The sequence below is a fragment of the Halorussus sp. MSC15.2 genome, from assembly GCF_010747475.1.
In the GTDB taxonomy this organism is placed as follows: Archaea; Halobacteriota; Halobacteria; order Halobacteriales; family Haladaptataceae; genus Halorussus.
Map to the genome: position 1 here is coordinate 614,879 of NZ_VSLZ01000003.1, position 14,048 is coordinate 628,926.

Below are 14,048 nucleotides of genomic sequence, written 5' to 3' on the forward strand. Positions count from 1 at the left end.
CAGTGAGAGGGGGCCGACGCGATTGAAGGTTGTTGCCCCGCGAACGCGCGTTCGCTGGCCCGCCGACGCGCGTGGCCCCCTCGTAAAGAGTATCAACGCGCCGCACCAAAAGGCGCGTATGAACGTACTACCGGACACGAGCGTCGTCATCGACGGTCGGATATCCGACCGAATCGAGGACGGCGACTTCGAGGGCGCGACGATACTGGTGCCCGAGGCCGTGGTGGCCGAACTCGAAGCGCAGGCCAACGGCGGGACCGAGAGCGGGTGGGACGGTCTCTCGGAACTCCAGCGACTCGCCGACCTCGCCGACGAGGGGACCATCGAACTCGACTACGTCGGCGAGCGTCCCGACGCCGACGAGCAGGGTCGCGCCAGCGAAGGCGAGATAGACGCCCTGATTCGGGAACTCGCGGCCGAACACGACGCGGTGTTCGTCACCAGCGACGTGGTCCAGAGCGAGGTCGCGCAGGCGAAGGGCATCGAGGTCGAGTACGTCTCCCCGCGGGTCGAGGAGACGGACGTGGGCCGCCTCTCGGTCGAGGACTACTTCGACGAGCAGACAATGAGCGTCCACCTCAAGGCCGGGGTCGAACCGATGGCCAAGCGCGGCGACGTGGGCGACATGCACTACCAGACCATCGGCGAGGACCCGACCGACGAAGCGGAGGTCCGGGAGATAGCACAGGAGATAATCGACAGCGCGAAGGAGAGCGACGAGGGGTTCATCGAACTCGACGAACCCGGCATGACCATCGTCCAGTTCCGCGACTACCGCATCGCCATCGCGGAACCGCCGTTCGCCGACGGGTGGGAGATAACCGCGGTCCGGCCCATCGTCAAGACGTCGATGGAGGACTACGAGCACGCCGACGAACTCAAGGACCGACTCCTCGAACGCCAGCGCGGCGTCCTCATCGCCGGGTCGCCCGGTGCCGGGAAGTCCACGTTCGCGCAGGCGGTCGGCGAGTTCCTCGTGGACCACGACTTCGCGGTCAAGACGATGGAGAAACCCCGCGACCTGCAGGTCGGTCCCGAAATCACCCAGTACACCGAGTTGGGCGGCGAGATGGAGAAGACCGCCGACTCGCTGCTGATGGTCCGGCCCGACTACACCATCTACGACGAGGTGCGCAAGACCGACGACTTCGAAGTGTTCGCCGACATGCGACTCGCTGGCGTCGGTATGATTGGCGTCGTCCACGCGACCCGCGCCATCGACGCGCTCCAGCGCCTCGTCGGCCGGGTCGAACTCGGCATGATTCCCCAGATAGTGGACACCGTGGTCTACATCGAGGCCGGGGAAGTGAACAAGGTGTACGACGTGTCCACGCAGGTCAAGGTGCCCGAGGGCCTGATGGAGGAGGACCTCGCGCGACCGGTCATCATGATTCAGGACTTCGAGACCGGCCGCCCCGAGTACGAAATCTACACCTTCAACCGGCAGGTCGTCACGGTGCCGCTGAACGAGGGCGAACGCGAGGAGGGCGGCGTCTCGAAGTTGGCCAAGCAGGAGATAGAGCGGGAGATTCAGTCGGTCGCTCGCGGACCGGTCGAGGTGGAAGTGCAGGGCCAGAACCGCGCCACGGTGTACGTCAGCGACGACGACATCTCCTACGTCATCGGCAAGGGCGGCGGGCGCATCGACGACATCGAGAACCGCCTCGGCATCGACATCGACGTGCGCACCCTCGACGAACTACCCCAGTCGGCCTCCGGCGCGGGCGGTGGCGCGGGAGCGAGCGCCGCGAGTGCGACGGCCACGCAGGGCGAAGTCGTGACGCCGGACATCACCTCCCGGCACATCGTCATCCCGACCGACGGCCACGCCGGGGAGACGGTGGAGGTGCAGGCCGACGGCGAGTACCTGTTCACGGCGACGGTCGGTCGCGGCGGCGACATTCAGGTCTCGCGCGGCAGCGCGATTGCGGAGGAACTGGAACGGGCCATCGACCGCGAGCAACAAATCGCTATCGTGCGAGCGTAGTCGGACGCCCGCCGGCGAACGTTCACTGACGAGGACAGCGAGGAGACGCGGTATCTCAGCGCGATAGGCACGGCTGAGATACTTGTGGCACGCGCGACCGACTCGGCGGGTCGCGCTCTGACGACCAGTCGGCGAGACGGGATTACGCGGCTACTCGGCGCACTTCTGGGCGTCGGCGGAGTCGGCCGAGGTGTCGCACGCGACGTCTATCTCGTAGAGGTTCTGGCGGGCGTCGGCGAAGTAGACGTCCTCCTGTACGACGTCGAGTTCTTCGAGTCGTTCGAGCGCGTACCGGACCGTACGGGCCGATAGCATCGACTCCTCGACTATCTGTTTCTGGGTGAGCGCACCCTTGTACTCCAGCACCTTGAAAACCAGTTTCGCACTGGGCGGCAGGTCGTCGATGTCCTCTAACTCGGACTGAGTTGCCATCGTTACGAATCGAAACACCCGACCAGTATAAAAGTACTGAGAACGTCTGGCACTGTTCGGTGGCGGCGCTCGGCGACTCGGTCGGGCCAGCGGGTTCCGAACGTAACAAAAAGGCCTTCAACTCGCGTCACTGAAGGACAGTCATGGCGACCGAACAGGCATCCGAGCGACGAGCATCCCACATCAGGGGCGTCACGGTGACGGCCATCGCCTCGTTAGGCGGCATCGCCGCGGCGTTCGTATCCGCGATGTTTCTCGGCACCGCGGCGAAAGACCAGTTAGCGCTGGGTATCGTGGGCGCGTTCGTCTTCGTCCAATTACCCATCCTACAGGTACTCGGCATCGACGTCGAAGACTTCTCCACGAAGGACCACCTCTACGTGCTGTTCATGACGTTCTCGCTGTGGTTCGTCACGTGGACGATTCTCCTGACCAACGGAGTCACCTTCTAACCGATGGCGGACGACAGTATCGCGGTCGTGGACCTCGAACGGTGTCAACCCGACCGATGCAACTACGAGTGTAAGAACTACTGCCCGCCCAATCGGACGGGCAAGGAGTGCATCACGCTGCGCGGCGACGACGCCGACGAGGGCGACCCCGACCAAGTACACATCAGCGAGGAGATTTGCCTCGGCGAGACCTGCGGTATCTGCGTCGAGAAGTGTCCGTTCGACGCGATAGAGATAATCAACCTGCCGCAGGAACTCGACGACGAACCGGTCCACCGATACGGCGAGAACGCCTTCTCGCTGTACGGCCTGCCGGTCCCGCTGGAGGGGCAGGTCACCGGCATCCTCGGTCCCAACGGTATCGGGAAGACCACGGCCGTCAGGATTCTGGCGGGCGAACTCGCGCCGAACCTCGGCCAGCACGGCGACCCGCCGGGGTGGGACGCGGTGCTGGACGCGTACCGCGGCACGGAGCTACAGGACTACCTCTCCGACGTTCGGGACGGCGAGGTGAGCGTCGCGCGCAAGCCCCAGTACGTGGACAAGATTCCCGACCAGTTCGACGGTTCGACCGAGCAACTGCTGGAGAACGTGGACGAGCGGGGCGTGCTGGACGACCTGCTCGAACGACTCGACATCGAACACGTCCGCGAGCAGGACATCGACAGCCTCTCGGGCGGCGAACTCCAGCGCGTGGCGCTGGTGGCGTGTCTGGCCCGCGACGTGGACTTCTACTTCATCGACGAAATCACGCCGTACCTCGACATCAGCCAGCGCGTGAAGGCCGCGCGACTGATTCAGGAGATGGCCGAGGAACACGGTAAGTCGATGCTCGTGGTCGAACACGACCTCGCAATCCTCGACCTCGTGGCCGACAACCTCCACGTCGCGTACGGTGAACCCGGCGCGTACGGTGTCATCACCGACCCCAAATCGGTCCGCAACGGCATCAACGAGTACCTCAAGGGGTACCTCCAGAACGAGAACATGCGCATCCGGCCGGACGCCATCGAGTTCGAGGAACACGCCCCGCGGCAGGTGTCGCGCGCCGACACGCTGGTCGAGTATCCCGACGTCTCGAAGTCCTACGGCGAGGGCGAGTTCGGTCTGGACGTCGAAGGCGGCACCATCCGCCAGAACGAGGTACTGGGCATCGTCGGCCCGAACGGTATCGGGAAATCGACGTTCGCCGAGTTGCTCGCCGGCCGACTCGACCCCGACGAGGGCGAACTCGGCTTCGAGTTGGACATCGCCTACAAGCCCCAGTACATCGAAATCGACCAACCGATGCAGGTCGAGGCGTTCCTGCGCTCGATAACCGACAAGGTGGGGTCGTCGTACTGGAACACCGAAATCGGCCAACCGCTCCAGTTGGACCGCATCATGGAGCAGAACCTGCTCGACCTCTCGGGCGGCGAGCGCCAGCGGGTCGCCATCGCGGCCACCCTCTCGGAGTCGGCGGACCTCTACCTACTCGACGAACCCTCGGCGTACCTCGACGTCGAACAGCGGGTCCGCGCGACCAACGCCATCCGGCGGTTCGCCGAACAGCAGGACGCCACCGTGATGGTCATCGACCACGACATCTACATGATAGACCTGCTCGCCGACCGACTCATGGTGTTCGACGGCGAACCCGCGGTGCAGGGCCGCGCGAGCGAACCGAAGGGGATGCGCGAGGGGATGAACGACTTCCTCGCCAACCTCGACATCACGTTCCGGCGCGACGAGAACGTCGGCCGCCCGCGCATCAACAAGCCGGGCAGTCAACTCGACAAGGAGCAGAAGAAGTCGGGCGAGTACTACTACGCGCCCTGACGCGGTACGCGTCGATTTTCCCGGGGTCGCTTCGGCGTCGAACGGGAACCGCCGTCGCGGAACCGAACGATTTTCGTCAACGGACTCATAGGCCAACGCAGTGACTCGTCTGCCCGCATGGTTCGGTACCGGACACGAGCGTCGCGCCAAGCTACTGGCGTGTCTCGCTGTCGTCGCGCTCGCCGCGGCGTCCGTCGGAGTGCTGTCGGCCCCCGACCAACCCCGCCTCACCGTCGGCGACGAGAAGCCCGAGAACAACACCCTCGTCGCCCTGCAGGGGTACAAACACGAGGGGAAAGCGGTCGAGTTCTCCCCCGACGGCGACGTCGTCTGGGAGTACGCGAAACCGGACGACGTGTTCGACGTCGAGGCGCTCGGCCCCGACCGAGTGCAGGTCTCGACCGCCGACGAGGTCCCCGACGCGGAGTGCCCGGCGCGCTATCGCGGCGACGGGTTCGAGAACTGCGTCCGGAACAGCCTCCGGATTCTGAACAAATCGACCAAGGAGGTCGTCTGGGAGTACGCGTGGTACGACGCGGAACTCCACGAACACGAACTCCACGACGCCGACCACTACACCGTGGCCGCCTCCGGGGACGGCGGGAACGCGACCGACGCCCGCGAGGACCGCTGGGTGATGGTGGACATGGGCAACGACCGCGTGTTCGCGGTGAATCGCCAGAAGGAGGTCGTTTGGGAGTGGAACGCCACCGACACCTACGACCGGCCCGCCGGGATGGGACCGGAAGGCGACTGGACGCACGTCAACGACGTGGACCGACTCCGGCCGGGCGTGTTCCAGATAAGCCTGCGGAACTTCGACACCGTGGCCGAACTCCACGTCGCCAACGGGTCGAACCCGAGCGAGCGGTCGGTGACGGTCCGACCCGTCGTCGGCCCGAACCAGTACGCGGGGAAGGGCGACATCATCTACGAGCAGCACAATCCCGACAGACTCGCGGACGGCCACCTGCTGGTCGCCGACAGCGAACACGACAGAGTCGTGGAACTGAATCGGTCGGGCGAGGTGGTCTGGGAGTTCGGCGGGAGCGCCACCCTGAACTGGCCCCGCGACGCCGACAGACTCCCGAACGGGCACACGCTGGTCACCGACTCGTACAACGACCGGGTTGCCGAGGTGAACGAGGACGGCGACGTCGTCTGGGCCGTCGAGACCGGGTATCTCCCCTACGAGGCCGACAGACTGCCCGGCGAGGGCAGCAGTGACCGCCCGACAGCGACCGAGGGCGGACTCGCCGACGGCGGCCGGGAATCGGTCGTCGAGCGTTACCTCGGGTTCGCCGTCGCCATCTCGAAGTACGTCCTCCCGGCGTGGCTCGGCAGGCAGGTGCTGTGGCTCGTGGTCGCGCTCCTCTCGCTGGTGGGCGTGGCGATAGAGACCGTGCGGTGGCGAGGGGTCGGTCTGTTCGACCGACAGACCGACGAGTTAGCTGACGAGCAGTGACGGTCGAGCGCCGCTCTACCGACTCGCTTTCGTGACGAAGCTCGGCAGAAATCGAACGCCGAAGGAGTCGCACGTCCCGACTCCATCTCGCGAACAACACCGTCGATGTGACCGTCGTTCTCGGTCAGACTGTTCGGAATCTACCGACTACAGCACGTTGCGCTGACAGGAGCCACAGAGGTTCTCCTCTTTCACGTCCACCTCGCGGACGGTCGGCGAGAAATTCATGACGCAGCGCTTGTTGTCGCAGTGTTCGAGACCGAGAGTGTGGCCGATTTCGTGGACGACCTCCTTGCGGACCCGGTCCTCGAAGATTTCGCCCGCGCTCCGGTTCGAGAACCCGCCGTCGCTGGAGGTCTGGAGTCGGTACGTCGAGATGACGCTGCCGTTCCCGTCGAGGTAGGCGAGACCGAAGACGTAGTTCCGGCGGCGGTAGAAGAGGTCTTTGGGCGTGATGGCGATGTTCTTCTCCCCCGACCCGATGCGGCCCGCGAGTTCGATGAACTCCTCGGCGCGGTACTGGTCGCGCTTCTCGTCGTGTGCCCCGGTCGGAATCGGTTGGGCGTCGTGGATAGTAACTTCGCAGTCGTAGACCGAGCGCAGAGCGGTCGAGGCCTGACGTTTCACTTTCGCGGAGAGGTCCCCGACCGGGACGACGTCAACGAGCATGGGAAACAATATGGGGGAGCGGCCCATAAACTTCCCGCCGTGCGTCCCCGAACCCGTCGTGCCATCGTGGAGCATCTGTCGGACTTCGAACGCCTCGTGGAGGTCGGCGTCGGCGAACGGACCGACGTGGCCGCCGCGCTGGCCGAGACCGGACGGACCGTCACCGCGACCGACGTTCACCCCCGCGAGGTCCCTGCGGCGGTCGAGTTCGCGATAGACGACGTCCTCGACCCGGACCCGGTGGTCTATCGCGACGCCGACGCCGTCTACGCGCTGAATCTCCCGCCGGAACTCCACCGGCCCGCCCTCGAGGCGGCGCGGCGACACGACGCCGCGTTCCTGTTCACGACGCTCGGGGGCGACCAACCGGCGGTTCCGGTCGAGCGCGAGACGGTTCCGGGCGAGACGATTTTCGTGGCGCGCCGGTAAGGACCGACTGTCGCGACGGTTACGGAGCGCTTACTGCCAAGACGCTTAATGGGTCTCCGAACGACCGGTCGAGCGTGGCCGTCGCACCCGACCCGGCCGAAATCTTCCAGCGGGCGGTCGAGGAGGGCGAGCGTCGCCTCGACCAGTCGATGCTCGAACTGGTCTCGACCAGTTTCATCGCCGGGTTCACCGTCGTCTTCGGGATGCTCGCGCTGGGCATCGTCGAAGGGGCGTTCGAGCCGCGGTTCCCAGAACTCGCCAAGATAGCGGGCGCGCTGGCGTTCGGTCCCGCGCTCGTGTTCCTCGTGGTCGGGCGGACGGAACTGTTCAACGAGAACTTCTTCGACCCGGTGGCGAAGGCGGCCGACGACGAGGACTCGTGGATGGTGGGGTCGCTCCTCAGGCTGTGGACGGTCACCTTCGCGCTCAACCTCGTCGGCGGCGGTCTCTTCGTGTGGCTGTTGTCCGTGGAGGGCACGCTGACGCCGGGGGCGGTCCACGTGTTGACGCGGACCGCCGAGGAAATCGTCCACCGGCGGGTCGCCGCCGAGTTCGTCAAGGCCATCACGGGCGGGGCGCTCGTGGCGCTGCTCTCGTTCATGCTGGAGGCCGTGGACGGCGTCGGGAGTCGCATCCCGCTCGCGTACGTCGTCGGCGTCCTGCTGACGCTCGGTCCCTTCGACCACGTCATCGTCACCGTTCTGCACGTTCTGTTCGGCATGTTCCTCGGTGCGAACATCGGACTCGGCGCGCTGGCCGAGACGACGCCGTCGTCACGGCCGGGAACCTCGTCGGCGGCCTCGGACTGGTCACGCTCAGCCACATCGCGCAGGTGAAGGGGGCCGAGGAGTCCAGCGGGTGAGTCGCCCGGCGAGTGAGTCGCTGGTCGGACTTCGACGGATATCTCGGGCCGAACTCGGAGTCGCGTCGCAAGACCCTTGAGCGCCGGTTCACTACCCCCGTTCATGCAAGCAGACGCGGTCGTGCTGGACATCGACGGGGTAGTCGTGGACGTAGCCGACTCCTACCGACGCGCAATCGTGGAGTCCGTAGAGCGCGTCCACGGAGACACCATCGAGAAGGACGCTATCCAGTCGTTCAAGGACGCGGGCGGGTTCAACAACGACTGGGAGTTGACGTACGCCGCGGCGCTGTTCGTTCTCGCGCGCCGGGAGGGGCTTGAACTCGACGTGGAGACGTTCACGGACCGAATCGCGGCGCGGCGAGCGGCCAGCGACGCCGCCGGGGCGGCCGACGGTCTCGACGCTGCCGAGGCGGTGGTGGACGACGCGCTCGGCGAGGCGGCCCGCGAGCGCGCTCGTGCCGACTGGGACCCCGAGCGCCTCCGCGAAGTGTTCCAGCAACTCTACCTCGGGTCGGAACTGTACGCCGATATCGAGGGCGCGGACCCCGACCTCGACGCACCCGGCTTCATCCACGACGAACCGGTCCTGCTCGAAGCCGCGACGCTCGACGCGCTCGCGGACTACCCCCTCGGCGTCGTCACCGGCCGCCCGGCAGACGAGGCCGACATCGCCCAGCGCCGGGCGGGTCTCGACGTACCCGAGGACCGGCGGTTCACCATGGACGACTGGGAGGAAGGCAAGCCCCATCCGCACGCCCTCGTCACGCTCGCGGAGCGATTCGGTGCCCGTTCGGTCGTCTTCGTCGGCGACACGCTGGACGACGTGCGGACCGCGCGCAACGCCGCCGACGCGGACCCCGACCGCGACTACTCCGGCGTCGGCGTGCTGACCGGGGGCCTGACCGGTGAGGCGGGCCGCCGGAAGTACGAGGAGGCGAGCGCGGACGCGGTCATCGACTCCGTGAACGACTTGCCGGACCTGTTGGAGTAGGGAAACTTTTGGAGGTCGGGTTCGGCGAATCAGATATGAATTGGTCCCAACTCGGGCACGCGTTCGTAGATGCGTACGGGGTCGCCGTCCTGCTCGGCGGTATCCTCTCACCGCCTGACCCGTTTACTCAGATACGCTACATCGCTATCACGTTCTCGGTTGCGCTCCCGGTCGTATACCGATACGACCCGCGGATACTCTGGCAGCGGTGGCAGCATCATCTCCTCTTTTTCGTCGGAATCGCCGCGCTCCAACTCGGTTGGCGCAACATAGCTGGCGGGGCACGCTGGCCACTCCTCCGTCTCGTCGTCCTCCTCGGCGGTTCGGGCGTAGTCGTGTGGCTCGCGTACTTCGGCGGAGTAGCTCGACTCCGTGGGAAGGCGAAGGTGAGCGAGTCGTGAGGCTTCGCACCGTCGAGCGTGCAGCGCGGACGCGGTCATCGACTCCGTGAACGACCTGCCGAACTTGTTGGAGTAAGGAGACTTTTTGGGGTTCGAGTTCGGCGAATCAGACATGGACTGGTCCCGACTCGGCGGCGCAGTGCCTGACGCCCTCGTGATTTCGTTCGGCTTCGGCGCGGTTCTCATCCCGCCGGACCCGTTCACGCAGTCGCTGTACTCCGTTCCGGCGTTTCTCGTCGCGCTCGCGGTCGTCTATCGCTACGGCCACCGGACGGTCGCGCCGTGGTGGCGTCGCTACCTCCTGTTCGTCGGCGTACTCGCCGCCGTCGGACTCGCGTGGCGAGCGACGGCGTTCGCGGTCGGTCTCCAATCCACCTCCGACGTCCGCTCCGCGTTAACGCTGGTGAGTGTCGTTTTCGCGGGGTGGGTGGCGTACTTCGGCGGACTCGAACGACTCCGCGGCGCTGGGGAGGCGAGCGATACGTGACTCTCCGCACCGTCGAGCGCGCAGCGTGGACGCTCGGCATCGGCGGCTTTCTGAGTTATCTGCTCGGCGCGCTCCTCGCGCCGAATCCCACCCAGACGCTCCCCTTCGTCGTCGGTGCGTCGGTCGTCGGGTTCCCGATAGCCTACTGGTACGTCCGTGGGCAACTCCGCGACTTTCCGAGCGAGAGCGCCGGGCGACTGACCCTCTTCTTCCTCTCGATATTCGTCATCTCGTACCTCGGGTTCGAGGCCGTCGAGTTCGTGGCCGCGCCCGACTCCGCCGTCGAGACTGTGGGGGAGGCCGCCGCCCTGATGGTCGGTCTCTCCGTGGGACACCGGGCGGCGAATCGAGGCTACGACCGAGTCCGGGCGGCGTTTCGGTCCGATAGCCCGCGGCAGTGAGAATCTTTAATCCGGCCCCGCCCCGAACGTCGGGGTATGCGAATCGCACTCCTCGGCGGAACCGGCGATATCGGACAGGCCCTCGCGCTCCGGTGGGCGCGAGACACCGACCACGAGATTCTCGTCGGGTCCCGCGACCCGGAGAAGGCCCGCGGCAAGGCCGACGAGTACGAGACCGAACTCGACAGTATCGGCGTCGAGCGCGACGTCAAGGGGTTCGCCAACGAGATGGCGGCCGACCGCGCGGACGTGGTGGTGCTGGCGGTGCCCGCGTTCCACGTCCGGGACCTCGTGGAGTCGGTCGCCGACCGCATCGAGGACGCCGACGTGCTTGTCTCTCCGGCGGTCGGGATGGACCGCGACGAGGAGGGGTTCCACTACAAGCCCCCGAAGGCGGGGAGCGTCACGGAACTGGTCGCCGACGCCGCGCCCGAGGGCGTCCCGGTGGTCGGGGCCTTCCACAACCTCTCGGCCGACAGACTCGCCAATCTGGACGTGGAACTCGACCTCGATACGCTCGTGGTCGGTGACGACGGCGACGCGGTGGAGACTGTGGTCGAGCTGGCCGACCAGATAGACGGTCTCCGCGCGCTGAAGGCGGGCGGCGTGGCCAACGCCGCGGAGGTCGAGAGCATGACGCCGCTGCTCATCAACCTCGCCGTGGAGAATCAGGGGATGCACGACGTCGGCGTGAAGTTCGAGTAGCGCTCGGCGTCCGACCCGCTTCGCCTCGACATCTCTTTTCCGCAGTTCTCGTTCTCTCGTCCGGGGATAAGCCGAACCTACTCGGAGAGACAGGTCGCCCCACACGAGAAATCAGACCGTTCGATAGCTCTATAATCCGGCTGTTACACCAACACGGTTATATGGGTGGTGTGCATTAGCATACCATGTATGGCGACCGCACCGACCGGCGACGACGACGTTTTCGACGAATTCCTGTCCGAGCGTGGCCACGAAACCGAGACCGTCGGCTGGCAGGAGGACTATAACAAGAAACAGTGCCCGGAGTGCGGCGGACTTCACGATACGTCCGCGAGCGAGTGCTCGGTATGCGGTTGGCGACCGTAGCTTCGGCCGCCCCGTCTCGCTTCCGTCCTGCATCGGTCCCGAACTGTGCAACCTTTTTTTCGACGCACGACGCGTCCGAGACGATTGTCCGCCCGTGGCGACTCGTGGCGCGACGACTGGACACCGACTCAGCCCCGTTCGCCACCGCAGTCCCGACGACTCGGAACACACCTCCGACGACTCGGAACACACCTCGAAACATCGCGACAATATTATTGTTCCTCGCCGATACTCGTCTCCACGGCCTAATGGACAGGTAATCGCGGAATACCGTCGCTCACGACAGTGTCGATAGAAATATAGTGTAAGATTTCCGTAGTGGCACAAGAGAAATGCCTGAGTGTCAGAACTGCGGTTCGTTCGTGACGGACGCCTACGCGCGAGTGTTCACACCTCGCGAAGTAGACGACCCGCGAGTGTGCCCGGAATGCGAAGACAAGATTCGAGACGGGAGCGAAGTGCGCGAGGCGCGGTCGCCGCGGAACACCTCGTAGCGCCGTCGAAAGGCCGCTTTCTCCGTCAGTAACGAATCTGCGCGAAGTCGCGCGACCGCCGACGCTGACCACCAATCCGATTCACATCGTTTTATGAGTGATGGGGCCATGTGATTGGTGTAATGAGCCAAGACACGGAAGAACGTGTTACCCGACTCTTCGGGGGACCGGGGAGCGGCAAGACTACAGAGTTGCTCGACCGAGTCGAGGGACTCCTCGACAAGGAGGGCGTCACGGTCAACGATATTCTGCTAGTCTCGTACACTCGTGCGGCCGCCAACGAGGTCCGCGAGCGTCTCGCCGAGCGACGCGACCTCAACCCCCGCTCGCTGCAGGGGTCGATTTGTACGATGCACGCGAAGGCCTACGAACTGCTCGACCTCTCGCGGAACGACGTCGTCGGCGAGTCCGACAAGAAGGAGTTCTGCGAGGAGTTCGGCATCGAGTTCGAGGACGAGTACAGCGGCGCTGGCCGCCGGACCGCTCGTTCGACCACGCTCGGCAACAAGATAATCGCCACGAGCCAGTGGCTCCAGCGGACCAGTCGCGACGTGGCCGACTGGTACGACGTTCCCTTCCAGTGGAACGACGAAGAGGTCCGCCTACCCCCGGAGATAGACGAGAAGTCCCAAGAGGGCAACAAGTACACGCCGACGTGGCCCAGCGACGACGACCGACTCGACGTGCCCGAGGCCATCCGCGGGTGGCGCAACTACAAGGGCGAGAACGACCTCGTCGGGTTCGCCGACATGCTCGAACGCGTGCGCCAGCGGTCGCTGCTCCCGAACGTGGACTACCTCGTCATCGACGAGTTTCAGGACATCACCAGCCTCCAGTACGACGTGTACGAGGAGTGGAAGCCCCACATGGAACAGGTCCTCATCGCGGGCGACGACGACCAAGTCGTCTACGCGTGGCAGGGTGCGGACCCCAAACTCCTCCTCGAAGAGGAGGGCGACGACGTGATTCTCGACACCTCCCACCGACTCCCGTCCGAGATTCTGCGCGTCGTCCAGCAGGAGGTCCGCCACATCGAAGAGCGCCAAGAGAAGAACCTCTCGCCGCGCAAGGAGGGCGGGTCGGTCGAACAGGTCGATAGCCCGTCGATGCTCGAACTCGTCCGGAACGTCCGGTACACCGTGCAGGAACACGACGGCACGCTGATGATACTGTTCCGGGCGCGGTACCAGATGTTCCGCTTCATCGACGAGTTCATCGACGAGGGCATCCCGTTCAAGTGCCTGACCGACCAGCGGATGTGGACCGACCGCCTCCAGCAGTACGTGGACGCCGTCGAGAAGGTGGACGAGGACGAACCCATCACGGCGCTGCAGGCCCGCCGATTCGCCGACATGCTTCAGGACTCGGCGTTCGGCACCAACGAGCGCGACGAACTGTTCGACGCCATCGACGAGCGCAAGGAACAGGGGTCAACCGACGACCTCGCCGAAATCGAGGTCGAACCCGACTTCGTGACCGACTTCGCGCCGTTCATGCCCGGCCCGGCCTCGGCCGCAGACATGGTCCGGAAGGTCACGAGTTTCCAGAAGAACTCGATGCGGGCCTACTTCCAAGGCGACTATCAGGACATGGACGCCGACCGCGTGCGCCTCGGCACCATCCACTCCGCGAAGGGTCGGGAGGCCGACCACGTGTTCGTCGGCACCGACCTGACCGAGAAGGTGGTCGAGCAGATGGCCGCCACAGTGGACGGTGAGGTAGACGGCGAGGAGTTCACCGCCACGACCGACCCGGTCCCGATTTTGACCGACAACGAGCGCCGGGTGTTCTACGTCGGGATGTCGCGTGCGCGTGAGCGCCTCGTCATCATGGAGAACCTCGTCAGCGGCGCGCCGACGCTCCCCATCGACGTACTGCTCTACAACGAACGCAACGAGAAGGACATCGAAGACGCGCTGGCGGAAGTCTCGGAAGCGACGCCCCAGTGAGTCGGTCGTCGGTTGCGACCATTTCTCGAACGGCGAAGATTCGACTCGGACGACTGTATCCGATAGTTCTCCTAACGGACACGTAATAAATCGGCATAATGGCCGGGGAGAATTAAGCCCCGGATTATCACAGCTAA

Annotated in this window: 14 protein-coding genes and 1 pseudogene; 13 read left to right on the plus strand and 2 right to left on the minus strand. The window is 65.3% G+C overall.

The window, feature by feature from the left end; genetic code table 11:
• Positions 1-118: 118 nt before the first annotated feature.
• Entirely contained in the window at positions 119-1,987 is a 1,869-nt protein-coding gene (locus FXF75_RS14400) for a PINc/VapC family ATPase (RefSeq protein WP_163522543.1), read from the plus strand.
• A 150-nt stretch (positions 1,988-2,137) separates the two neighbouring features.
• Here the strand turns inward: FXF75_RS14400 and FXF75_RS14405 are convergent, their stop codons facing one another.
• The gene (locus tag FXF75_RS14405; protein ID WP_163522544.1) at positions 2,138-2,419 is read right to left on the minus strand and encodes a helix-turn-helix domain-containing protein; all 282 of its coding nucleotides are present in this window, start codon (positions 2,417-2,419) and stop codon (positions 2,138-2,140) included.
• A 143-nt stretch (positions 2,420-2,562) separates the two neighbouring features.
• Between FXF75_RS14405 and FXF75_RS14410 the strand changes: the two genes are divergently transcribed.
• The 3 genes from FXF75_RS14410 (at position 2,563) to FXF75_RS14420 (ending at position 6,154) form a co-directional block, all read left to right on the plus strand.
• Positions 2,563-2,871 carry a hypothetical protein gene (locus FXF75_RS14410; RefSeq protein ID WP_163522545.1) on the plus strand — a complete coding sequence of 103 codons (309 nt, stop codon included), beginning with the start codon at positions 2,563-2,565 and terminating at the stop codon, positions 2,869-2,871.
• A gap of 3 nt (positions 2,872-2,874) precedes the next feature.
• Complete coding sequence (locus FXF75_RS14415; RefSeq protein ID WP_163522546.1) at positions 2,875-4,689, plus strand: ribosome biogenesis/translation initiation ATPase RLI; 1,815 nt, start codon at positions 2,875-2,877, stop codon at positions 4,687-4,689.
• A 100-nt stretch (positions 4,690-4,789) separates the two neighbouring features.
• Entirely contained in the window at positions 4,790-6,154 is a 1,365-nt protein-coding gene (locus tag FXF75_RS14420; RefSeq protein ID WP_163522547.1) for a hypothetical protein, read from the plus strand.
• Positions 6,155-6,301: 147 nt separating this feature from the next.
• Here FXF75_RS14420 and FXF75_RS14425 read toward each other — a convergent pair whose 3' ends face one another.
• Positions 6,302-6,823: an archaemetzincin family Zn-dependent metalloprotease gene (locus FXF75_RS14425; RefSeq protein ID WP_163522548.1), complete on the minus strand. Its 522-nt coding sequence runs from the start codon at positions 6,821-6,823 to the stop codon at positions 6,302-6,304.
• 39 nt (positions 6,824-6,862) lie between these two features.
• Between FXF75_RS14425 and FXF75_RS14430 the strand changes: the two genes are divergently transcribed.
• The 9 genes and pseudogenes from FXF75_RS14430 (at position 6,863) to FXF75_RS14465 (ending at position 13,911) form a co-directional block, all read left to right on the plus strand.
• Complete coding sequence (locus tag FXF75_RS14430; RefSeq protein ID WP_309221825.1) at positions 6,863-7,252, plus strand: UPF0146 family protein; 390 nt, start codon at positions 6,863-6,865, stop codon at positions 7,250-7,252.
• A gap of 74 nt (positions 7,253-7,326) precedes the next feature.
• Positions 7,327-8,114 (plus strand): annotated as a pseudogene (locus tag FXF75_RS14435) (formate/nitrite transporter family protein).
• Positions 8,115-8,217: 103 nt separating this feature from the next.
• On the plus strand, positions 8,218-9,108 hold the full coding sequence (locus FXF75_RS14440; protein WP_163522549.1) for a TIGR01548 family HAD-type hydrolase: 891 nt from the start codon (positions 8,218-8,220) through the stop codon (positions 9,106-9,108).
• Positions 9,109-9,143: 35 nt separating this feature from the next.
• Complete coding sequence (locus FXF75_RS14445) at positions 9,144-9,509, plus strand: hypothetical protein (RefSeq protein ID WP_163522550.1); 366 nt, start codon at positions 9,144-9,146, stop codon at positions 9,507-9,509.
• A gap of 112 nt (positions 9,510-9,621) precedes the next feature.
• Positions 9,622-9,996, plus strand: coding sequence for a hypothetical protein (locus FXF75_RS14450; protein ID WP_163522551.1), 375 nt, complete (start codon positions 9,622-9,624; stop codon positions 9,994-9,996).
• On the plus strand, positions 9,993-10,397 hold the full coding sequence (locus FXF75_RS14455) for a hypothetical protein (protein ID WP_163522552.1): 405 nt from the start codon (positions 9,993-9,995) through the stop codon (positions 10,395-10,397). The genes FXF75_RS14450 and FXF75_RS14455 overlap by 4 nt, the downstream gene beginning before the upstream one ends.
• A gap of 36 nt (positions 10,398-10,433) precedes the next feature.
• Entirely contained in the window at positions 10,434-11,102 is a 669-nt protein-coding gene (gene npdG / locus FXF75_RS14460) for an NADPH-dependent F420 reductase (RefSeq protein WP_163522553.1), read from the plus strand.
• A gap of 189 nt (positions 11,103-11,291) precedes the next feature.
• Complete coding sequence (locus FXF75_RS23235; protein ID WP_303646679.1) at positions 11,292-11,468, plus strand: HVO_0416 family zinc finger protein; 177 nt, start codon at positions 11,292-11,294, stop codon at positions 11,466-11,468.
• Between the two features lie 616 nt (positions 11,469-12,084).
• Positions 12,085-13,911 carry a UvrD-helicase domain-containing protein gene (locus FXF75_RS14465; RefSeq protein ID WP_163522554.1) on the plus strand — a complete coding sequence of 609 codons (1,827 nt, stop codon included), beginning with the start codon at positions 12,085-12,087 and terminating at the stop codon, positions 13,909-13,911.
• Positions 13,912-14,048 lie beyond the last annotated feature (137 nt).